Origin of the sequence: Roseibium sp., assembly GCF_048261595.1 — a bacterium.
In the GTDB taxonomy this organism is placed as follows: Bacteria; Pseudomonadota; Alphaproteobacteria; order Rhizobiales; family Stappiaceae; genus Roseibium.
In genome coordinates, this window is record NZ_JBLXFW010000004.1 from 217,846 (window position 1) to 239,044 (window position 21,199).

The following is a 21,199-nucleotide window of genomic DNA, read 5'->3' on the forward strand; positions in this document are numbered from 1 at the left end:
CCCCTCAGATGTCCAGCGCGGCGCTGTCCGTATCAGCTTGCACCTCAACTGAGAGGCGCGCTTCGACTTGGTTCCCGCATCCCCGGTAGGTCAACTGATCGAAACTGAGTTTCTGCGCGATCGCGATTCCCCTTCCGTTTGGAACATCAATCAGCAATTCCCGATCAATATACTTTTCAAAATCGAACCCGGTTCCCTCGTCCCGGATGGTCAACAAGATTTGCTGCCCGGTCTTGGCAAGCTCGACATGAACCCTCCGATTCACGAAGGCTTCCGATGCGAGGCGTCTTTCGATTTCCGCATCCAGCTCATCCGCCAGAAGCAGACGTGTCTTCTCTTCATGGCTTATGTCCAGGTTGCCGTGCTCGATGGCGTTGATCAGCAATTCCCAGATACCGGTGGCGACGATTTCCGGCTTCGGGTATTCCGCCGCCAGCCGTTCAGCGAGATCTGCTGCCTCACGTATCGTCCTGATGGCAAATACCTGTCGTTGCGGCTCTATAACCGCCGCCGCCTCCGTAACGGCGCTCCCCTCGGAACGGGCGCTGAATGGCTGCACATTCGAGCTTCTCGGACGAGCTTCCGCATGTTGGAGGAAGATCATCGTCAGGTCATCATCGAGGCCTTTGGGCGCAACGCCATTCAAATCATCGAGGAGCTTCGCCGGACGTTTGGCAACCGGGGACGTCTGCAACTGATCCAGTCGTTGCACAAGACGCTCGGCGTCGAACAGTGCATCGTCTGCGGTCGGCGTTTCGATAAGAGCATCGCTGTAGGCGAACAGGCAGCTGCCTGGCCCGAACTCCAACTGGCGTTCCTCATATTCGATGCTTTCGCTAATCCCCAAGGGCATGCCTCCAATCTCGACCGCCTTATTGACGCCGCCGACCTGCAGGACCGGCTCCGGTGCCCCGGCCGATGCGATGACAACTGTGCCGCGGGCAAAATCGACGTCGCAACAAAGCATGGTCGCGAACTGGCCAACCGGAAGGACTTCGCAAAGAAATGCATTGACTGATTTCAGCCAGTGCGCCGGGCCGCTCTGATCATGCCTGAGCGATGTTCTCAGAAACGTATTGAGCCGGAACGTGTTCAGAGCGGATTTCACGCCATGGCCGGTGAAGTCGGCGTTCCAGAGCCGTATTCGGCGATCATCGAGCTGATTGACACCCCAGATATCACCGCCGAGACCCTGGCACGGCTGACTGTGCCACGCGAATTGAACCGGGAAAAGCTGCTCCAGTTCGCCGATCATCTGGTCGGCAGGCAGCAATTCCATTTGCATCGCCTTGGCAGAGTTGAGTTCGTCCTGCATCTGGCGCCTGAAGTCCTTCAGGCTTTCGATCAGGCGCAGACGCTCCAGATGAACCCGGATCCGGCTGAGCAGCTCGCGGGCATTTATCGGCTTGGTGATCAGGTCGGAGGCCCCGACCTCGAATACATCACCACGGATTGCCGGCGTGTCGGCGGAGGTCTGGACAATGATCGGAGTTTCGCGAAAAGTGGGCTGGTTGCGCAGCTCGCGACAAACGTCGAACCCGCTTTTCACTGGCATGTAGAGGTCAGTGATAATGATTTCCGGCGACCATTCGGCGGCCGCCGCAATCCCCTCGGCTCCATCCGTGACCAGCCGGACATTCGTGAACCCGTTGTTTGCCAGGATGGCGTTGATCGTCTTGCGGGCAAAACTGCTGTCATCGATGACGAGCAGTCTTGCATCCGCAAGCGAACCAAGGCCAAGCGTAGCGGCGCCGCCGGCAAATCCCTGCCGGGCAAAGTCTGCGCTTGTCAGGGCGGCTCCAACCATTGATCTAGCCTCCCCTACCGGCTCAGTCTGCGATGGTCATGAGTTGGTCAAATCGCGACAACTCCAGGACCTTGCGGACCTGTCCACTGGCTCCGGTCAGCGTCAACGACCAACCGTGTTTCTTTCCCGCATCGGACGCGATCACGAGCATGCCCAGACCCGCTGAGTCGATCGCTGTAAGTCCGGCGAGATTAAAGACGCAGCGTTTCAGGTTCGATGCGTTCATCTCGTCCACGAGTGTTCGAAACGCACCGTTGTCCGCGTATTTCAATTGCCCACTCAAATGCGCTGTATACTGCGCGGCATCACATTCCGTCCTGAGATCCATTGTTTTCTCCTAGAACAATTCAATCCCGTCATCGTCGGCCGGAGAGGCGTCCAATGCGTCGTCCGTTTCCCCTTCGGAAGGGGCTGTTGCAATTCCGAATTCGGTTTCGTATGCCGCTTTCAACTCTCCCAACTTGAAAATATTTGCGATCTCGGCAGCCACTGAGCGCCGGAATTCAAGGCTCGTGTTTTCGAGCGGGATCAGGGTATCCGGCAAGTTGCTACCCGAGACGGCAAGCATCTTCATCACTGCATCGCAGACGGCCTCGAGCCGCTGCTTGGCGCGATCCTGGAACTGAAGCTCCACGATAGATGACCCGATTTCCTGTTCCATTTTCTGGCTGGCCGCCGCGCTGCGCGTCAAGGAGCTGGCGAGCTGGGAGCTCTGCGTCACGAAACCCTTGGTCATCATCTTGAGGCGATCATGTGCCGCGATATTGTCTTCGGACATGTCGACCGTGGCGATCTCCTTGATGATCGCATAGCCGCCATCGAGACCAGCGGTCACCTGGCTGGTCTGCTCTCTGAGGCTCGAGGACAAGCCGTTGACCGAGTTTGCCAGCTGGCGCACTTCATCTGCGACGACGGCGAAGCCCTTGCCAGCCTCGCCTGCGCGTGCGGCCTCGATCTTGGCGTTGAGTGCCAAAAGATGTGTCTGCTTGTTGATGCGCTCGATCTCGTTGATGCTCAGCTGCATGTTTTCCAGGACCTTGAAGATATCGTCCAGCGTGTAGGACATCTTCACGCCACGGGAAGACAGGAAGATCACCTTCTTGAAGAAGTCTTCCATCGTGTCCGAAAGGTCCTTGGCGAGATCGCCAATCGGCACATGGGCATCGTCGACGGCAACATGCTGGACGTCGAAGGCCATTGCCTCGACCACCTTGCTCTGCTCGCGCGAGGCTTCGGACATCTCCCGGAAGCGCGTGGTCAGAGAGGTTGCATGGCTCTCGACATAGTCCGAGACGGAGTTGATCTCTCGTATCAGGAACTGAAGGGTATCATTCTGGACAGAACGCAGATCTCCAAGCCGTCCGATGACCTCATCATCACCTTCCGGAAGCTTGCTCGTCATTGCAGCGTCAGACGTCTCGGAAAGTGCGTCCGAGGTCCCTCCAGAGCCGGACGCCTCAACGTCCCCTTCAAAGGAATCGATCGCATTTTCGTCTTCAAGCAAGAAGCCTTCGGCCCGATCACTCGCTACCATCTCGGTCCCCAATTCCATTCCAAAAAAGCAACGCCCCTAGATTCGGATCGCCTGAGCGCCGCCTTTGGCGCACGTTTGAAGCATCGTTTCCGCGATCGCCCCCAAAGAGCACTGCTGTTCAATTGCTCCAATATCGAATGCCGCCTTCGGCATGCCGTAAACCACGCAACTGGCCTCATCCTGTCCGATGGTCGCGCCGCCGGCATCGCGAATGGCTTTCAGGCCTTTGGCACCATCGCGTCCCATGCCGGTCAAAATGATCCCCACTGCATTCACACCAATATTGGCGGCTGCAGATTCGAACAGCACGTCGACGGACGGACAGTGACCACTCACACGCTCAGTACCTTCAACCTTGCAAACGTAGTTTGCTCCCGAGCGAACCACGCGGAGATGAGAATGGCCTGGCGCTATGTATGCGTGTCCCGGGAGCATCCGCTCTCCACCTTGAGCTTCCGCAATCTTGATCGCGCACATCCCATTAAGGCGTGCGGCAAACTTGCCGGTGAAAGCCGGAGGCATGTGCTGAGTGATTGCGATCGCCGGCGCATTGCTCGGCAACATGCGCAAAACCTGCGCAACCGCCTCAACGCCACCGGTGGACGCGCCAATGCAAACGATCCGCTCGGTTGTCTTGTAAAGGTTCTGGCTCATGGGCTTGACCGGAGGGGTGGACCCTGAAGCGTTTGGCCGAACCCTCGCCCGGGCAGCTGCCTTCACCTTGCCTACGATTTCGGAGCGCATCCCCTGAAATGCATCTCGCAAATCCATGACCGGCTTACCGACAATCTCGACAGCGCCGAGTTCCATCGCACGGAACGCGACATCTGCGCCCTTTTGCGTCAACGAAGACACCATGACGACCGGCATGGGGCGCAATGCCATGAGTTTTTCCAGGAAATGAAGACCGTCCATGCGCGGCATCTCGATATCCAGGGTCAATACATCAGGGTTCAGCTCCTTGATCATCTGACGGGCAAATACTGGATCAGATGCTGTCCCGACGACCTCGATTTCCGGATCCGAGTTCAGCATCTCGCCCAGCATTTGACGAACGAGCGCACTGTCATCAACGATCAACACTTTGATTTTCTTCGTCATACTGTTCGCTGCCCTAGAAGAGTTCGATTGAGCCGGAAACCGGCGCCGAATTGACGGTCTTCGCATAGGTCTGCTCTTCAGCAGCAACCCGATTATCCTGATTGGTGCGTAGGTAAAGTTGCCGTACCACGCCGGTCGACGGCCTGTAGTAAAGACGCCGACCGTGACTGCCACCAACATCAGAGGCAGCAATGGAGAGGCCCTCTTCCCGTAAATACCGTGAAACAAACTCGACGTTCTTGGTGCCGACACTGGCGGTGTGAAAACCAAGGTTCGCACCACCAAAAACCTTGATTTCAAGGTCCTTTCGCGCGCATCCGCGCTTCAGGACCTCGTTGATCAAGGCCTCCATCGCATAGTTTCCGTAGCGCATGGCTGCATTCACGCCATTCCACTCTCCGGTATCACTCTGTGGAAGCATGAAATGGTTCATGCCCCCGAATCCGGTCCAGGGATTTCGGATGCACACCGACACGCATGATCCGAGAATGGTCACTAGGGTATGCTCGGGATCCGTCACGGTGCGGGTCTCACCTGGCAAGACACGGACCTTCTTGTGGTGCGCCGTGTGCTCCAGGTTTGGTGTCGCAAGGTCGCGCCTGGATTTGGGAATCCGAACAGAGGCGTTCATGCCACCACCTTTTCATAAATAGTCTTGCCGCGAGGCACGAGATGACAGCTCTGCTGGTCGAGGATCGTTTCGGAATGACCGATGTAAAGCCAGCCACCGGGCACGAGATGGTCGGACAATCTCCGCAGAAGCCGGTCTTTCGTCGGGCCATCGAAATAGATCATCACGTTACGGCAGAAAATCACGTCGAATTTTCCCTTCATCGGCCAATCACGCAGCAAATTCAGATGCTTGAACGTAATCCGTTCCTTCAGCACAGGATTCATGGCAATTGAATCCGCGGCTCTCTCCCTGAGTGTCCACTTACCAATCCGCGTCTTCGACAGGCCGTCCGCATCACTCATGCGGTAGACACCCCTAGCAGCGTGCGCGACCATCGAGGTATCGAGATCCGTCGCCAGTATCCGGAAGTCGTAGGCCGCGAGCCTGGGCAGGCACTCCGCCATCGTCATGGCAATCGAATAGGGCTCTTCGCCGGAAGAACAGCCTGCGGACCAAATGCGAATTCGGGTCGCAGTGGGTGCATTCTGGAACTTTCGCGGCATGACTTCAGCAAGGTGTTCGAAGTGATGGGGTTCACGAAAGAAACGCGTCAGGTTTGTGGTGATCGCATTGATGAACATGCCCATTTCATCGGCGGCGCCCTCGCTTTCCAGAAGAGCGCAATAGTCCTCGAAGCTGGACAGCTTCAAGGCTCTCAGCCGACGGGCAAGCCGCGAGTAGACCATATCCTTCTTGTGATCGGCGAGCACAATACCGGCATGATCCTTCACCACTCCCGCAAGATAGCGAAACTCCTTGTCGTTGAACCGGAACTCACGTTCTTTCTCTGCAACAGCTGCCGACATTCACATTCTCTCAAGATGAGCACCGGCGGCCGCCAGTTCGGCCGCCGGTAGCGAACCCTTTTAGAATTCCTTCCAGTCGTCATCTTCGTTGATAGCGACCGCAAGGCTCTGCTGCAGTGCTGCCGCGCCACCGCGAGATGGAGCGGCATAGGATCGGCCGCCGCCCATCGCCGCACCGACACTGGCAACAGCCGTGGCGGTTTCCCGAACAGAGTGGCGTGCATTTTCGTTCGTCTTGAAGAAGGCCATCCGGCGGCTCATGTTCTCCGCCTGGCTCTGGAGCATGCGGCATGCTGCGGCATTCTCTTCGACCAGCGACGAATTCTGCTGGGTCATCTCGTCCATCTGACTGACGGCCTTGTTGATTTCCTCAACACCGGCAGATTGCTCGCGGCTCGCGGCGGCGATTTCAGAGACAATATCGGCGACTTTCTTCACGGAGTTGACGATCTCATCCAGGGTCGAACCGGTGTTGTTCACCAATTCCACGCCGTCGGTAACCTGAGTTCCGCTTTCGACGATAAGTTCCTTGATGTCCTTGGCCGCTTCGGACGAACGCTGCGCCAGCGATCGGACTTCCGAAGCCACAACCGCAAAGCCCTTGCCAGCATCGCCCGCACGAGCGGCCTCGACCGCCGCATTGAGTGCCAGGAGATTGGTCTGGAATGCGATTTCATCGATCACACCGATGATGTCGGAAATCTTCTGGGAAGAAGCCTCGATCCGGCTCATCGCCTCCACCGCACGTGTCACGACCTGACCACCTCGTGTCGCAACCTGGTTGGCACTTGCGACAAGCTGGTCGGCTTGCTGGGCATTGTCGGCATTCTGGCGGATGGTCGCCGCCATTTCCTCCATCGAAGCTGACGTTTCCTCGAGGCTGGATGCCTGTTGCTCGGTCCGCTCGGACAGGTCCGTCGTACCGGAAGTGATCTCCGCAGAAGCGTTGCTCACTTCGTTTGCGCCATTTGCCACCTCGGACACGATCTCTGCCAGGCGCGTGCCAGTATCGTTGAGGTTATTTTTCAGTTCCTCGAACATGCCGGCATAGGTGGTCGTGACGCGTGCCGTCAGATCACCCTCGCTAAGTGCGAGCAGCTTTTCATTGACGTCATCGAGAGCGTTGGCTGTCGTCAGGCACAGCTGGTTGATGGACTCGCTCAAGCGAAGCATGAAGTCCTTCTTGCCGTCCAACACCAGCTTTTCACGGAAGTTGCCATTCGCAGCTGCCTCGACCACCTTCGAGATTTCGCGCTCGATGCGGCGTTCTTCGGTCTTGTCCGCCCACTCGACCACGGCGCCGAGTCGCCTTCCATTGGCATCCGTGACGGGGTTCGCAATCAGGCCGAAGTCGCGCCCTCCAACCTGGATCTCGGTGTTCAGCGCCGAGTTGAGCGTTGAGAGGATGTTGCGCTGGTGAGCCGGGTTCTTGTGGAAGATGTCGATGTTCGTGCCGATCAGATTATCGACGGAGAACCCGGGGAACACCTTGCGCAGATCCTGCTCGGCGTTGCGGAGCATCGCTGTGACCGACTTGTTCACGTAGACGATGATTCCGTCGGTATCTGCCAGCATGATGTTGGTAGAACAATTGTCCAGCGCAACCTTGATGCGGGTATTTACACCAAGCAGTCGTTCGGAATCGTTGGCGGTCTGCCTGAACCCTTCCAGCTCGCGTGCGAGGTCGCCGAGTTCGTCCCCGCGATCCTGATAGCCAACCTTCAGATCAAGCTTGCCGCCCGAAAGTTCAGCCATCTGGTCACTCAGTTCCGTCATGGGCTTCACGAGGCCACGAGAAATCATCCGGGCAAAGAACACGCACATGCCAAGTGCCATGAGCGCAGCAACGGCGTTCACGATGAAAGTCGTGAAGGTCGTGCCTTTGGTGCTCTCGGCAATACGGTGCTGCGCTTCACTAAGCGCAGTCATTACCGTTTCGAAATCGGCCTCGATTGCATTCGAAACCGCAACCATTTCGACGTCGACGATGTTCTTGAGTTCGGCCATCGTCTCGACAGAGACGGCCAGTTTGTTCGCATACTCGGAGGCCTTGCCACTCAAGTTCGCGGCACTCGATGTGACGGCGGGCACACCGCTGTTGGCAAGCGAGGCCACCAGCACCTCACTCTTGGCGAAGGCCTGCTCGGCTTTCGGAAGATTCTCGCCTGTTCCAGAGGACATGATCTGGTATGCCGCCATGCGACCTTTCATGACCTGCTGCAAGAGGGCAACCGACTGGGAGACGACGTTCGAATTGCCGGTACGGATGGCCGCCTGTTCGGTCTCATACGCGCCTTTCTCCAACTCTTCACCCAGCGGCTTCAGATAGTTCTTGTAAGTCTCGCCGCCTTCTTTCTTGAGCTCCTCGGCCTTTTCAAAAAGGTGGTGGAACTCCAGAGTGTCGGCTTCAACCTTCGCAAGCTTGTCCTGGTGCTGAGTGTCAAGATGACCCTTGGTTTCCTCAAGCTGCTTTTCAAACGCCACGAGATCAGCAGGCACCGTGGAAGGTTCTCCATCGAGGACTGCAAGCAAATGCTCGCGGGCGCGGGCCTTCAGGACAAGAAAATTCCGCAGTAGATGCGCCATTTCATATTCGGCCTCAAAGGTCTTCTCGACATTTGCGAACGAACTGTTGGTGCGCGAATACGTCATGAAAGAAAGACCGCCGATGAGGACGATCACAGCCGTCAAGATCGTCGAGAAGATCATCACCTTCTTGCGAACTGAGAACCCGCCGCTGCTCTTTGCGACCTCCGGGGTGGTATCTTCGGTATCCTGCATTTTTCTCTCCTAGAAAGATCAGATCCGGCGCACAGTCGGTCTTTGAATAGAAGGCGTCAGCGGAACAATTCCTCGAGCGCCAGAACCACAACCATTCCCTCATCGGCGTTGATGATGCCCGAGAGGTAGTCCGCACCACCGGTCTTGTCGGACTCCGGTACTGGGCGAATTTCCGCGGGCTCCACCGTCAGGATGTCCGAGACGGCGTCCACGAGAATTCCGAACGTCTTCTCCGAGACGTTGACGATGATGACGACATGCATCGATGTCGTTTCGGTGAGGCCTTGGCCAAACCGGCTACGAAGATCGAGGATCGGGACAATCGCTCCACGTAGGTTGAGCACCCCCAAAACGTGCGACGGCTGGTTGGGTAGAGACGTCGTCTCTGTCCAGCCCTTGATCTCGCGAACCGCCATTATGTCGATGGCATATTCGTCATCGCCGAGACGGAAGCTGATGAATTGGCACGACGTGGGCGTCGGACTTCCATCCGGCTGAAGCGATACTGCGCCCGTTCCTGCGGTCACGGGATCCTGTGACTGAAGCATATTTGCCTGCATCGATTGTCCCCCAATGGTCATTTTGCTCCGACGAGCCGTGGTGCCGGAGCGGCAAAGCCGAACTCAGCTGTCGCAGGATGTGCGACCGTGCTCTTCATGGAAGCGAGTTGCTCTATGTCCAGGATCAGGGCGACCTTGCCATTGCCAAGGATGGTCGCGCCGGAAATACCTGGAATTGGATCGAAGTTGTCGTTCAGACTCTTGATGACGATCTGCTGCTGGCCGATCAGCTCGTCGACCGTAATGCCAACCTTGCCGCCGCCGGCGACCTCGACCAGGACAATGAGGCCCTTGGTGGGATCCTGAACGGCGTTCTCGACGTTCAGCAGGTCACACAAGCGTACGATCCGAATGAATTCGCCACGAATCTGGACCACGGCGGTGTAGTCATCAAGGCGTCGCATTTGCGACCTTTCCGGCCGGAAACTCTCGACAATACTCGTGATGGGCAGGATGTAACGCTGGTTGCCTACCGCCACGATCATGCCGTCAAGCACTGCGAGGGTCAGCGGAATGAGCAGATGGAAACGCGTTCCCTTGCCCGGCTCCGACTGCACCTGGATACGTCCCCCAAGGCTGACGATATTTCTCCGCACGACGTCCATTCCGACCCCACGGCCGGAAATGTCGGTCACCTCTGCTGCGGTCGAAAAGCCGGGAGCAAAAATCAGCTCGTCGATCTCCTGATCGGTGAGACCCGCGTCTGGCGCAACAATGCCCTTCTCGATCGCGATCTGAAGAACCCGCTCGCGGTTGATGCCGGCACCATCGTCGCTTATCGAAATGACGATATTCCCGCCGACATGCGCAGCCGAAAGATCGATCGTACCTTCCTCGCTCTTTCCGGCGGCAATCCGTGCTTCGGGCTTTTCCATTCCGTGGTCGATAGAGTTGCGGATCATGTGCGTTAGCGGATCAGCAAGCTCTTCGATGATCGTCTTGTCGACTTCCGTGTGTTCGCCGGACATGCGCAAGTTGATCTTCTTCCCGAGCTTTCCAGACAGGTCGCGGACGAGACGCGGCATGCGAGCGAATACCGACTTCACCGGCTGCATGCGGATTGCCATCACGCATTCCTGAAGCTCGCGGGTAAGGTTGGCCAATTGCTCCTGTCCCTCGATCGGCTGACGATCAAGGTGGGCGGTCAGGTCTGAAAGCTCTTGAGCAAGCATTGCCTGGGTTATGACGAGTTCACCAACCGTGTTGACCAGTCTGTCGATGCGGCCCAGCTCGACTCGTATTGACGAAGCGGCCATCGCCTTGGCCTTTGCCGCGGGCGTTGCGGGCTCGTTCCCCTTGCGCGCCTCGACACTAGCTGCGTCTGTAGCAACGGCAGCACCAACCCGTTCCGATTGTTCTGCTGGGATGGCTGGGATGGCTGATGCATCGCTCGCTGGTTCTGCAGCGACGGCTTCTGCACCTTGTTGCGTGATCGTGATCTCGCAAGTGTCGTCAACGAATTCGAATACTTCTTCTATGTCCGAACGTGAGCATTCGGAGGAAAGAACGAATTCCCATGACAGGTATGCCAGTTCAGGGTCCATCTTGCGGACGGGCGGCAGGTTCGACAGGTCACACTTGACCTCGAGTTGCCCCAGCCCGCGCAGTTCCCTGATCAGAAGAAGCGGTTCAGTCGCATTCTTGAACAGGTCCGGGTTTGGCTTCAGCTGAATGTGCCAGGACTTCGGACCACCCGTAGCTTCGGAGGCCTCGACCGGCTGAGTGGCATGATCATCGGACGCGGGCCCTTCATGGCCAAGAAGTTTTTGCACTTCCTCAAGCACGTCCGATCCAAAACCGGGCTCGACGGTCCGCTCTTCCTGGGCTGCTGAAACCAGCTCTGCGAGGACGTCGCCACCACGGATCAGAAGATCGGAAACAGCCGGTGACTGGTCGATCTCGCCGTCGCGCATTTTGTCGAGCAGCGCTTCGAAAGAATGGGTGAAGGTGACAAGATCGGTGAATCCGAAGGCACCTGCACCGGCTTTGATGGAATGCGCCGCGCGAAAGACCGCGTTCAGGCCCTCATTGTCCAGCGCCTCGTCCTGAAGCTGGGTCAGGTGCACTTCGAGATCAGCCAGGATCTCATTGCACTCTTCGAAAAAAGTGATGCGAAACCGGTCGAAGTCGGAGGTGGAGGAGCCGCTGTTGCTCATGAGTTCAAATCCGTAGGTTCAATTGACAGATCAGGCCGAAACTCAGGGACACACTTTATTGACGACAGCCAGAAGCTTGTCGGGGGCGAACGGTTTCACGATCCATCCGGTCGCGCCTGCCGCCTTGCCACTCGCTTTCTTGTCATCGCTTCCCTCGGTCGTGAGGATAAGGATTGGGGTGGATTTGAACTCCGACTTGGCTCGCAGCTCACGAACCAGAGTGACGCCGTCCATGTTCGGCATATTGATATCGGTGATCACGACATCGACCTTCTTGCCCTGCACCACAGACAGGGCATGAACGCCATCTTCCGCCTCCAGAACGTCAAAACCTGCCCCCTTGAGGGTGAAGGCAACCATGTCCCGCATAGTCTTGCTGTCGTCGACGGTCAGCGCACATTTGGCCATCGTAAAGTCACTCCCACTCACTAAGACAGCGTCCGAGGCCAAGGTCCTCGAATGCATTGTTGAATTGCTCAGATGCCGACTTGAGCACCAGTCGGCAGTCGTTTTGTTTCAGTTCCTCCGACGCGGCGACCAGAACCTGCACTGCTGCTGTTCCACAGCGCTCGACTGCTCCGGCGTCGATTAAGAAGTCCGCTCCAACGGGGCCTTCCGTAATCATCGCATGCAGCTTGGAGACGCTCGACAAGTCACAGACCGCAGGCAGCTCGAAGTATTCAGCGCCATCGGCATTTTTTACAACGGACGAAATACCATCGATCATTTGCTGCTCATCCAGTTATTATTCAATTTTGCTACTTTTTCCAAAATCAATTCAAGTAAGAATGAACACCTTAAACAATTAACACGAGATTAATACTTGAACCAAGGCTCAGGCACGTGACCGCAAAGTCAATAAAAATTTGACGCGATCGCTGACTCGCAAGAATTCTCCGATAGATTGCAAGTTCAATTCATCGAAACCAAAAGTAATCGCAGACTCAGGACAAGCAAATCTTCTGAACTATGGTCTTTTTCAATGAGTTAGGCGCTTATGCGGACAAGGCCGTGAAAAAGATGCGAGTCTTTTCAATGATCTTTTTCGCCTGCCGAAATGCGTGAAATTGTCAATTTGACGGATGCATAAGGGCCATTCTAAAGATGGCGATGTCCATAGAAATCACAGTATTCGTATATTACTATCGAAGATCAGGAACACCCGTTAGATGTTCGCTGCTTTGAGGGCGGGAACGCCGGCGGGCCGATGCTGCGCCAGCTTGAAACGACCCTTCGAAGAAGCAGATTTTTCAAATTCTGCCGTCGTAGGAGCGATCATTGATTCGGCAAGCAAGAAGCGTAAAACCACTTCTACCAAGGGCTGATACTGCCTCGGTCTCCAGCGCCTTCAGATCTTCGATCCACACGCCGTGGCCGCCATACGCCTTCGCCACAGCCGGGAAATCCGTCTCGCCGAAATCGACACCCAGGTTCCGGCGCTGCCCGGCACGTTGCTTGAGCTCGATGAGTGACAGCGATCTGTCAACGAGAACGCAAATGATGACAGGCAACTGCAAGTCTCGAAGCGTTGAAAGCTCGCCAAGGCACATTTCCAGACCGGCGTCGCCGACAAACGCGATGACCGGAGCACGCGCCTCGTCAACCAGGCTCCGCCCCATTGCCAATGGCAGCGCGCAGCCCATAGTGCACAGCGCCGAGGATTGGAGCATTCCGCGCGGGGCGTAACACTTCCAGATTTGACTTGCGAGAATTCGGTGCGCGCCACTGTCGGCAGTGGCAGTCGTGCTTTCCGGCAACACCCGACGAAGCGTATGAAAAACAGTTGCCGGCCCCCAGCCCTCGGCCTCAGGGGCAAACGCCTCTTCAAGCTGCCCGCGCGTAGTCTCCGGCTCGTTTCCGGGCCAGGCCCTGGCATCGGGGGCCCTCGATCGAGAAAATAACTTCAGCGCCGATGACACCGTCCCCCGCAGTTCGACGCGACAACGATGCATTCCGTGCGTGCGCAAGATGGGCGTGACATCTATGACCGGCGCGTCATCGGGCCACGGATTGCGCCAATTCACCCGCATCTCGATCGGGTCGTATCCCAAGAGCAGAACGCAATCGCTTTCAGCGAGCAGAGGCAGAAGGATTGCATCGGCTTTCGGCGAAAGCCCGGCGCCTCCCAAGGCTAGCTCGCTACGTTCATCCATCAGACCCTTGGCCTTGTAGGTCGTAACAAGTGGGACTGAGAACCTCTGACAAAATTCCGTTATAGCTGACCCGGCACCTTCGTTGACGGCATCCACGCCAGCGATAACCAAGGGTTTCTGGGCATTGGCAAAAAGATCCAGTGCGATTTGCAGGTCGGCAGCCTCCGCGATACCTGCTGGTGCTGGCGCCCTCCAGGCCGACGGGACCTCGTCGCAAGCACTCTCCGCAACCTTGATCGGCACATCGATGTGCACGGGGCCAGGCTGACCATCGGTCGCGAGGGCGATGGCCTTTTCCATCATCGCATCAATTGCCCCCGTGCGAGCCGTAAAGCTCGCCTTCACAATTGGACGAAGCAGTTGCTGGTGATCGAAAACCTGATGGGTATAGCTCTCGGCATCGACTGCATCGACACAGCCGGTCAGAAAGATCAGTGGGACACGGTCCTGCCAGGCGTTGGCAACCACATTGATGGCGTTCGCGACACCGGGTCCAAGCGTTGCCAGCAGAACCCCAGGCGCACCGTCGGCGTGCCATCCGCCCTCTGCCATGAAGCCACCTGCATTTTCATGCTTCACCAGCACAAAGCGTAGGCCCGCCCTATCGAGGCCATCCATGAGCGCAAGAACCTCGCCTCCGGGTATGCCGAAGGCATGCCTGCATCCTGCCAGCTTCAGCTTCTCAGCAATGACATCAGCCCCTGTACGCACGCTCGACCTCCTCTTCACGGTCAGCCCATTGAATGACACCAGCCTGCTTCAGACCCAGCAAGGTCTCTTCCGAGAGACCGAGATGCGTGGCAAAGACCTCGAACGTTCCCTCGCCAAGGCAAGGCGGCGACCTGCGATAGGTCACCGGCGTCTCGCTCATCCGGATCGGCGAGCCGATAAGGGAAACCTCACCGGCCACCGGATGCGGCATACGTATCAGCATGTCGCGTGCGAGCACCTGCGGATCGGAGAAAACGGCGGCTAGGTCATTCACGGGCCCGCATGGCACCTGTCTTTCTTCGAGCAATTTTATCCATTCTGCGGCCGGCTTCTCGATTGTCAGCCGCCGGATGATCGGGACCAGTTCATCGCGATGGCGCACTCGTGCGGCATTTGTCGAAAAACGCTCGTCGTCGAAAAGCTCCAAGGCCCCGGCGACCTCGCAGAATTTGCGGAACTGGCTGTCATTGCCAACGGCAAGAATGAAAGACTTGTCGCTGGCCGGGAACGTCTCGTAGGGCACGATTGTCGGGTGCCCGTTCCCCAGTCGCCCCGGCACTTCGCCGGATACCAGATAACCGACGCCCTGGTTGATCAGCCAGGACACCTGGCTGTCGAACAAGGACATATCGATGTGCTGCCCCTTGCCGGACATATTGCGATGATTGAGGGCAGCGAGGATCGAAACGGTCGCATACATGCCGCACATGACATCGGCGATCCCAACACCGGCCTTTGTCTCCGTGCCACCTGCTTCATCAGGGAACCCGGTCAGAGACATGATTCCACCCATACCCTGGATGAGAAAGTCATAGCCTGCGCGTGACGCGTATGGACCGGTCTGACCGAAGCCGGAAATCGAGCAGTAAATCAGGCCCGGATTGCAGATCTTCAGGCTGTCGTAGTCCAGACCTCGACGTTTCAAGTCTCCGACCTTGAAGTTCTCGACCAGGATGTCAGCCTTTGCGGCAAGACCCTTGATCAGCTTCTGTCCAGCGTCCGAGGCCAGATCAACCGCAACGGACCTCTTGTTGCGATTGGACGACAAATAGTAGGCGCTTTCGTGGGTATCCTGTCCTGCCTCGTTCCTCAGGAAGGGAGGCCCCCAACCACGTGTATCGTCGCCCGTTCCCGGCCGTTCGATCTTGATGACTTCGGCACCCAGATCCCCAAGAATCTGGGTACAGGTCGGCCCTGCCAGAATCCGGGAAAGATCAAGAACAAGAAGACCCGCGAGCGGGCCGGTAGGCATAGAGGGCTGTGTCACTGAATTCCCTTGGAGCATTTCGCCCAGTTGAGCCAGCCATGCTTGGTGACGTCAAGCCAGACACGCCCCGTTGCAATGACATGTCGGTCACGAGTTCGTCAGCGCATGGGACGTCGGTTTAAACGCTACAGGTCCTAGTTCCAGTTCCTGAGTTGCGACAATCTCCGCCAGGCCCGGGATATCCATTCCCCTCTAAGGCTATGTCCGCCGTCATGCAGACAAAGTTCGAGGGAGCCGATCGCCGGAGTCCAACTTTCACACCTCAATTCGGTTGCCCCACTCTCGACCCATTGCCGGCTATCTGCATCGGCCGGGAGTTGCCGACGCCAGATTTCAAAACTCTGGAAGACATCCCCCTGACGCCAGCGACCTCCGCCCAGCGCGCGGCCCTCGAGCGGAACCACTGCGTCGGTGGTGCCGTGCACGTGAAAAAGATAAGGCACGGGCCCTGCGCAACTGGGTGGAAGCGGTTGCCAGAACGCACCGGCAATCGGTGCGTAGCCTCCGAAGCGTTCCGGCCTGTCACACGCAAGGTACCAGGTCATGAATCCGCCAGACGAAAACCCCGTGAGCATGGTGCGATCCGGATCCACGCCGTGACGCATGGAAAGGTCTTGAAGCACTGCATCAAAGAAGGCGAACTCATCCCTTCGCTTGTGCGGTGCGGAGGGGAAGGACCAGGTCCCCTCGATGCCCTGCACTGCAACGAAAACGACACCGAGCTCATCGGCAAGCCTTCGAAACATGGGATTTCTTACAGCATTGAGCGCACTGCCTCGATGACCGTGGAGGAAGATTATTGCGGCCCCCCCCTTGTTCGCTGGAGGCGCCTCCTGAGGCAGCACGTAGTATTGCCCATTTCCCACTTCACATGCCTGATCGCCGCCGCACGCGTTGGCCGTTTCAGGAAAAAGCGCGGAACCGATCGCCACTATCGCGATCACGTAGTTTGCAAAGGGCACTCTCATTCAGACACCTGCACTTGCTTGGTATGCTGTGTTCTGGAGAGGTTATCGCATCCTGCTCGGTCGGCCGATCACACATTCAGGAGCAATACCGAAACTCTTCACCCGAACAACTATCCCAATAAATACTGATAGTAAAATCTACTGATATTAGTTCCATTTATTTAAAATCGTTTCTTAATACTCCACACGCAACAATCCATCTCGTTCAGTACGAAGTTAAAAGCGTGTGGTGATGGGACAAAACAGCATCGACGAAAGCACTCCGCAAGGCGAACTGGCGGATGCCCTCATCAAGTCACTACTTGCGTCGTGCTCGAATGGCATCGTTCTCTTCGATGCGGAACGTCTTATCTACGCAAATCCTGCAGCATCCGGTCTTCTGACCGCTGGGGCTGAGGCCGCGACGAATGCGCGTTCGATAGATGCCTTCATGGAAGGCCTCTCGTCAGACGGTGTGTTTCATTCCTCAATCTGCCGCGACCTCATCGACGCCATCAGGTCGGCAATGGCCGCCGGAACGAATTTTGAAACTGAAGTTCCCTGCTTGAACGGGCGCGTTCTTAAACTGGAAATGTCGGTACTGCCGGGCGCGACCTACAAGCTTTCGATTGAAGACATCACGGACCTGCATCTTGGACGCATTGCAAGGCGCGTTCTTGATGACCTTCCGACACCTGCCTATGCGCTTGATGGTAACGATCGTCTCATCTACTCGAACAAGTCCTTCGATGCCGCGATTACCCGCGACCCGGCAGCAAAGACCGCCGCAGAAACGCTCGAGGAAATCAGAGCTACGGCAACAGGCGAGGTCCAGGCCGTTTCGGACCCCGCCACAAGCGGTTCCTATACACTGAAATGCGCTGGCCCGGAGACGCACAAGCTGCGGCTCGTCGAGCGGACAACAGTGGTAGGCGACGGACCGGCGCTTACGCTTGGGCACCTGATCGTCGACAGCGAAAACGAGGAATATCAGAAGCGCCTGACTGCCGTTCTGGCGAACATCGACTATGGCGTCATGTTCATGGATCAGGATCTGAACCTGAAGCTCATGAACGACAAGTGCCTCGAATATTGGCATATCCGGCCCGAGGAACTTCACAAGTACAAGACATTCAGCGACATGCTGAACCGCGCCCGAAGACTTGGGCTGTTCGGCGATGAGTTCTCTGACGAGGGCGACTGGCGCCAGTTCGTTGCGGAACGTGAGGCGGCCGCCCGGTTCGGCAATACAACGGAGCAGGAAATACGCCTGCCTGACGGGCGCACCCTGCTTTACTCGTCACTCTCGGTCGGAAACGACCGGATGATGACCTACTTCGACGTTACCCATTACAAGAAACAGCAGGACGAACTGACCGCAGCCCTCGAACATAGCCACTTGGCCGACGCGACGCTGAACCAGATCGGTCACGCAGTCAGCATCAAGAATGCCGAAAACAGGTACGTGTTCATCAACGATGCCTACCGCGAACTCTTCGACGTCACGGACAGCGACATCATAGGGCGCGGAGACGACCAGTTCCTGACAGACAGCCGGGCTCAGCAAGTCCAGGAACTGGATGCGTCAATTCTCACGAACGGCAAGAGCGTTGATCTGGTCGAAACGATCCTGCGGGCGAATAGCCATGCGGTTATCTCGAAAACGCACAAGAGCCGTGTCGAGGCGCCGTCCGGAGACTTTTTCCTGGTCTCAGTCTTCCACGACATCACCGAATTGAAGCGCAAGGAATTTGCCCTGTCGAATGCCGTTGCGCATGCGGAACTTGCGCAGGAGGTCATCGAGCATCTGAAAACGCCGATCATCGTGCGAGACGAGGACCACCGATGCAAGATGTTCAACAAGGCATACCTCGAGTTCTTCGATGCCACTGCAGAGGAAACACACAACAAGCGGCCCGAGGAGACTTTCGAGCCTGACCTGGCCGAGGAAATCATCAATGCCGATACCCGGCTGCTGCAAACCGGCGAGGCTTCGACCCAGGAAGCAAGCCATACTTCATCGGACGGGACGCGCAAGGTCACCGAGGCACAAAAGACTCTCGTTCGACGCAGTGACGGGAACAGATACACGATCACGTCCATCCATGACGTGACGCGCTACAAAGAACAGCAAGCGCAATTGCAGGAAGCTTTGCGAACTGCGGAGTTGTCGAAACACGTTTTGGACCAGCTCGGCAGTCCTATCACGGTCAAGGACAGTGATCACCGCTACACGATGGTCAACGATGCCTTCGCAAAGCTTTTCGGGATCAGGCCGCACGAAATCGTCGGGAAATCGACGCACGACTTCATAGAACCGGAACTCGCACGGCTGGTGAACCAGCAAAGTGACGAGATATTTGCCTCACGTGAGCCGATCGAGTTCGAGTCGACGATCATTCGTCCGGACGGCAAGGCGCTCAATTTCCTCAACCGACACTCGTTCCTTGACAGTCAGGGCAAGAAATACGTGATCGGGATCCTGTCCGACGTCACAAAGCTTCGCGAACAAGGCGAAAGCCTGAAGTTGGCACTGCAACGCGCGGAACTGTCAGAGGCCGTACTTGACCAGCTGCATCATCCTGTAGTCATCAAGGATAGCGCGCTTCGCTATGTCATGGCCAACGAGGCTTATTGCGACATGCTCGACAAGGATCGCGGGGAAATCATCGCCAAATCGGCGTCCAGCTTCTTCCCCCCCGAGCTCGTCGCTCACCTGGAACAGCGTGACCGCACCGTTCTGACCTATGGCGAGACCAGCGAGACTGACGAAGACGTGCCGATCGGGGGTGGCAGGACACTTGCCTCGATCACTTGCAAATCGCTCGCCAAAACCAAAAACGGCGACGCCTTTGTCGTGACTGTCTTCAACGATGTGACAAAGTTGAAGGAAAAGGAGCAGGCGCTCAAGGAAGCATTGCGGGTCACTGAACTGTCCAAGCTCATTCTGGACCGCGTGCCGACCCCTGTTGCGGCAAAAGATGAGAACCTCAAATACGCCATCGTCAACAAGGCCTTTGCGACGATGTTCAACAGGTCGCAAGAGGACTTCATCGGTCAGTCGGCCCATATGTGTCTTTCGCCGGACGAAGCCGTCATCCTGGAAAACATGGATAGACAGGTTCTCCTGAACGGCGAGCTGGTGCGTACCGAGGAGCAATTCGGCCCTGCCGCTCAATCCGGCTCCGCCAATTACATTTCCAGCAAGAGCCTCGCTGTCACGGACAGCGGTGACCGCTATGTCATCGGCGTGATCACCGATGTTTCCGACCTGAAGCGCCGGGAGAAGGAACTTCTTGCGGCAAGACGTGCGGTCGAAGAGCAGAACGAAGTTCTTCAGAAAACCAAATCGCAAGCCGAGCACGACAGCCTGCACGATCCCTTGACCGGCCTGCCGAACAGACGTTTCCTTGACCAGCGGCTCAGAGAGTGGCGCAAGGGCAGTCGTGAAAAGGAGCTCGCGCTTCTCCAGATCGATCTCGACCGTTTCAAGGCGATCAACGACACGCTGGGCCACGCCGCCGGGGATTTCATCCTGCAGCATGTATCAAGTGTTCTGCGAGAGAACTCTGATGAAAACGATTTCGTTTGCCGGATTGGTGGCGACGAGTTCATCGTTCTGCGGGAGTCAAACGTTGCGCGGGAGGAACTGGAATACCTCGCCGACCAGATCATCACCGAGCTCAGCAAACCCGTTCCTTACGAGAATGAGCTGTGCCGCTTTGGTGCCAGCATCGGCATCGACGTTGGCATCGCAAGCATGAGTGAAGATCTCAGCCACGATCCGACGGACCCGTCTCGCCTGATGATGAACGCAGACATTGCGCTCTATCGTGCAAAGCGTGAGGGACGCGGCCGTTTCACCTTCTTCTCCAAGGATCTTCAAAAGGAAATCGAGCGGAGCAAACGCATCTCGGACGATATTCTGGACGGCCTCGAAAAGGGTGAGTTCTTTCCCGTCTACCAGCCGCAATTCGATGCCAAGAGCCTCGAGCTGGTCGGTGTCGAAACACTTGCCCGCTGGCATCATCCGGTCCTTGGGGTCCTGGCCCCGCCCGCTTTTCTGGATGCAGCGAAAGACCTCGGCGCCGCTGACCAGATCGACCACCAGATCCTGGAAAAGGCACTGGCAGACATGCAGCTTTGGGAAGCGCGGCAAGCTCCGCCGTTACGTGTCGCCGTCAACGTTTCCGCTCAACGCATGAGCAATCCGTTCCTGATCAACCTTCTGAAGAAACTGAACCTTCCGAGGGACCGACTGGCGTTCGAAGTTCACGAGTCGACAATGCTCGACCACGCCAACGAGGATCTGCGGTCCCAGATCAGGCAAATTGCCGACCTCGGTATCGACATCGAAATCGACAATTTCGGGACCGGCCAATCCTCGTTCCTGGGAATGTGGTCTGCCTCACCCCGGCGGATCAAGATTGACAGGGCTCTGGTAAACCCGATCGCGACATCAGAAGAGCACAAGAGGCTGCTCCAGGCTGTCGTCGACATGGGCAAGTCGATCAATCTGGAAGTCGTGTCCGAAGGCGTGGAGACCATCCAGCACATCAAGATCCTGCGGGAGATGGGCGTCGATATCCTGCAAGGATACGCACTGGCAAAACCGATGACCTGCGATGAGCTGGTGGAATTCGCGTTCGTGAATCAGCAGTTCGCCCTCAGGGGCTGAGGCCCCGACAGCAGACTGCGGCTGC

At 57.0% G+C, this 21,199-nt stretch carries 15 protein-coding genes; 1 reads left to right on the plus strand and 14 read right to left on the minus strand.

Going from position 1 to position 21,199, the window contains the following annotated elements:
• Nucleotides 1-4: 4 nt before the first annotated feature.
• The 14 genes from ACN0SY_RS14565 to ACN0SY_RS14630 form a co-directional block, all read right to left on the minus strand.
• Nucleotides 5-1,807, minus strand: coding sequence for an ATP-binding SpoIIE family protein phosphatase (locus ACN0SY_RS14565; RefSeq protein ID WP_417688302.1), 1,803 nt, complete (start codon nt 1,805-1,807; stop codon nt 5-7).
• Nucleotides 1,808-1,829: 22 nt separating this feature from the next.
• Nucleotides 1,830-2,135, minus strand: a complete 306-nt coding sequence (locus ACN0SY_RS14570; protein WP_417688304.1) for an STAS domain-containing protein — start codon at nt 2,133-2,135, stop codon at nt 1,830-1,832.
• A gap of 9 nt (nt 2,136-2,144) precedes the next feature.
• Nucleotides 2,145-3,341 carry a methyl-accepting chemotaxis protein gene (locus tag ACN0SY_RS14575; RefSeq protein ID WP_417688306.1) on the minus strand — a complete coding sequence of 399 codons (1,197 nt, stop codon included), beginning with the start codon at nt 3,339-3,341 and terminating at the stop codon, nt 2,145-2,147.
• A 36-nt stretch (nt 3,342-3,377) separates the two neighbouring features.
• A complete protein-coding gene (locus ACN0SY_RS14580) occupies nt 3,378-4,442 on the minus strand; it encodes a protein-glutamate methylesterase/protein-glutamine glutaminase (protein ID WP_417688308.1) in 1,065 nt (354 codons plus the stop codon).
• 13 nt (nt 4,443-4,455) lie between these two features.
• The gene (locus ACN0SY_RS14585; protein ID WP_417688310.1) at nt 4,456-5,073 is read right to left on the minus strand and encodes a chemoreceptor glutamine deamidase CheD; all 618 of its coding nucleotides are present in this window, start codon (nt 5,071-5,073) and stop codon (nt 4,456-4,458) included.
• A complete protein-coding gene (locus tag ACN0SY_RS14590; protein WP_417688312.1) occupies nt 5,070-5,921 on the minus strand; it encodes a CheR family methyltransferase in 852 nt (283 codons plus the stop codon). The genes ACN0SY_RS14585 and ACN0SY_RS14590 overlap by 4 nt, the downstream gene beginning before the upstream one ends.
• A gap of 60 nt (nt 5,922-5,981) precedes the next feature.
• Nucleotides 5,982-8,702 (minus strand): methyl-accepting chemotaxis protein, encoded by a 2,721-nt coding sequence (locus ACN0SY_RS14595; protein ID WP_417688314.1) that lies wholly within the window; start codon nt 8,700-8,702, stop codon nt 5,982-5,984.
• Between the two features lie 56 nt (nt 8,703-8,758).
• Complete coding sequence (locus ACN0SY_RS14600) at nt 8,759-9,250, minus strand: chemotaxis protein CheW (protein WP_417688315.1); 492 nt, start codon at nt 9,248-9,250, stop codon at nt 8,759-8,761.
• Between the two features lie 29 nt (nt 9,251-9,279).
• Nucleotides 9,280-11,418 carry a chemotaxis protein CheA gene (locus tag ACN0SY_RS14605; RefSeq protein ID WP_417688317.1) on the minus strand — a complete coding sequence of 713 codons (2,139 nt, stop codon included), beginning with the start codon at nt 11,416-11,418 and terminating at the stop codon, nt 9,280-9,282.
• Between the two features lie 42 nt (nt 11,419-11,460).
• Nucleotides 11,461-11,826 (minus strand): response regulator, encoded by a 366-nt coding sequence (locus ACN0SY_RS14610; protein WP_417688319.1) that lies wholly within the window; start codon nt 11,824-11,826, stop codon nt 11,461-11,463.
• A gap of 7 nt (nt 11,827-11,833) precedes the next feature.
• Entirely contained in the window at nt 11,834-12,145 is a 312-nt protein-coding gene (locus ACN0SY_RS14615) for an STAS domain-containing protein (protein ID WP_417688321.1), read from the minus strand.
• A gap of 523 nt (nt 12,146-12,668) precedes the next feature.
• Nucleotides 12,669-14,282 carry a thiamine pyrophosphate-binding protein gene (locus tag ACN0SY_RS14620; protein ID WP_417688323.1) on the minus strand — a complete coding sequence of 538 codons (1,614 nt, stop codon included), beginning with the start codon at nt 14,280-14,282 and terminating at the stop codon, nt 12,669-12,671.
• Nucleotides 14,266-15,567, minus strand: a complete 1,302-nt coding sequence (locus ACN0SY_RS14625) for a CaiB/BaiF CoA transferase family protein (RefSeq protein ID WP_417688325.1) — start codon at nt 15,565-15,567, stop codon at nt 14,266-14,268. The genes ACN0SY_RS14620 and ACN0SY_RS14625 overlap by 17 nt, the downstream gene beginning before the upstream one ends.
• A gap of 116 nt (nt 15,568-15,683) precedes the next feature.
• Nucleotides 15,684-16,295: an alpha/beta hydrolase family esterase gene (locus ACN0SY_RS14630; protein ID WP_417688327.1), complete on the minus strand. Its 612-nt coding sequence runs from the start codon at nt 16,293-16,295 to the stop codon at nt 15,684-15,686.
• Between the two features lie 454 nt (nt 16,296-16,749).
• Between ACN0SY_RS14630 and ACN0SY_RS14635 the strand changes: the two genes are divergently transcribed.
• Nucleotides 16,750-21,174: a PAS domain-containing protein gene (locus ACN0SY_RS14635; protein WP_417688329.1), complete on the plus strand. Its 4,425-nt coding sequence runs from the start codon at nt 16,750-16,752 to the stop codon at nt 21,172-21,174.
• The last annotated feature ends 25 nt before the right edge of the window (nt 21,175-21,199 follow it).

Bases quoted from the DNA above. Each gene is read 5' to 3' on its own strand.
- ACN0SY_RS14565 (WP_417688302.1), bottom strand. From the start codon at position 1,807: ATGGTTGGAGCCGCCCTGACAAGCGCAGACTTTGCCCGGCAGGGATTT.
- ACN0SY_RS14570 (WP_417688304.1), bottom strand. From the start codon at position 2,135: ATGGATCTCAGGACGGAATGTGATGCCGCGCAGTATACAGCGCATTTG.
- ACN0SY_RS14575 (WP_417688306.1), bottom strand. From the start codon at position 3,341: ATGGTAGCGAGTGATCGGGCCGAAGGCTTCTTGCTTGAAGACGAAAAT.
- ACN0SY_RS14580 (WP_417688308.1), bottom strand. From the start codon at position 4,442: ATGACGAAGAAAATCAAAGTGTTGATCGTTGATGACAGTGCGCTCGTT.
- ACN0SY_RS14585 (WP_417688310.1), bottom strand. From the start codon at position 5,073: ATGAACGCCTCTGTTCGGATTCCCAAATCCAGGCGCGACCTTGCGACA.
- ACN0SY_RS14590 (WP_417688312.1), bottom strand. From the start codon at position 5,921: ATGTCGGCAGCTGTTGCAGAGAAAGAACGTGAGTTCCGGTTCAACGAC.
- ACN0SY_RS14595 (WP_417688314.1), bottom strand. From the start codon at position 8,702: ATGCAGGATACCGAAGATACCACCCCGGAGGTCGCAAAGAGCAGCGGC.
- ACN0SY_RS14600 (WP_417688315.1), bottom strand. From the start codon at position 9,250: ATGCTTCAGTCACAGGATCCCGTGACCGCAGGAACGGGCGCAGTATCG.
- ACN0SY_RS14605 (WP_417688317.1), bottom strand. From the start codon at position 11,418: ATGAGCAACAGCGGCTCCTCCACCTCCGACTTCGACCGGTTTCGCATC.
- ACN0SY_RS14610 (WP_417688319.1), bottom strand. From the start codon at position 11,826: ATGGCCAAATGTGCGCTGACCGTCGACGACAGCAAGACTATGCGGGAC.
- ACN0SY_RS14615 (WP_417688321.1), bottom strand. From the start codon at position 12,145: ATGATCGATGGTATTTCGTCCGTTGTAAAAAATGCCGATGGCGCTGAA.
- ACN0SY_RS14625 (WP_417688325.1), bottom strand. From the start codon at position 15,567: ATGCTCCAAGGGAATTCAGTGACACAGCCCTCTATGCCTACCGGCCCG.
- ACN0SY_RS14630 (WP_417688327.1), bottom strand. From the start codon at position 16,295: ATGTTTCGAAGGCTTGCCGATGAGCTCGGTGTCGTTTTCGTTGCAGTG.
- ACN0SY_RS14635 (WP_417688329.1), top strand. From the start codon at position 16,750: ATGGGACAAAACAGCATCGACGAAAGCACTCCGCAAGGCGAACTGGCG.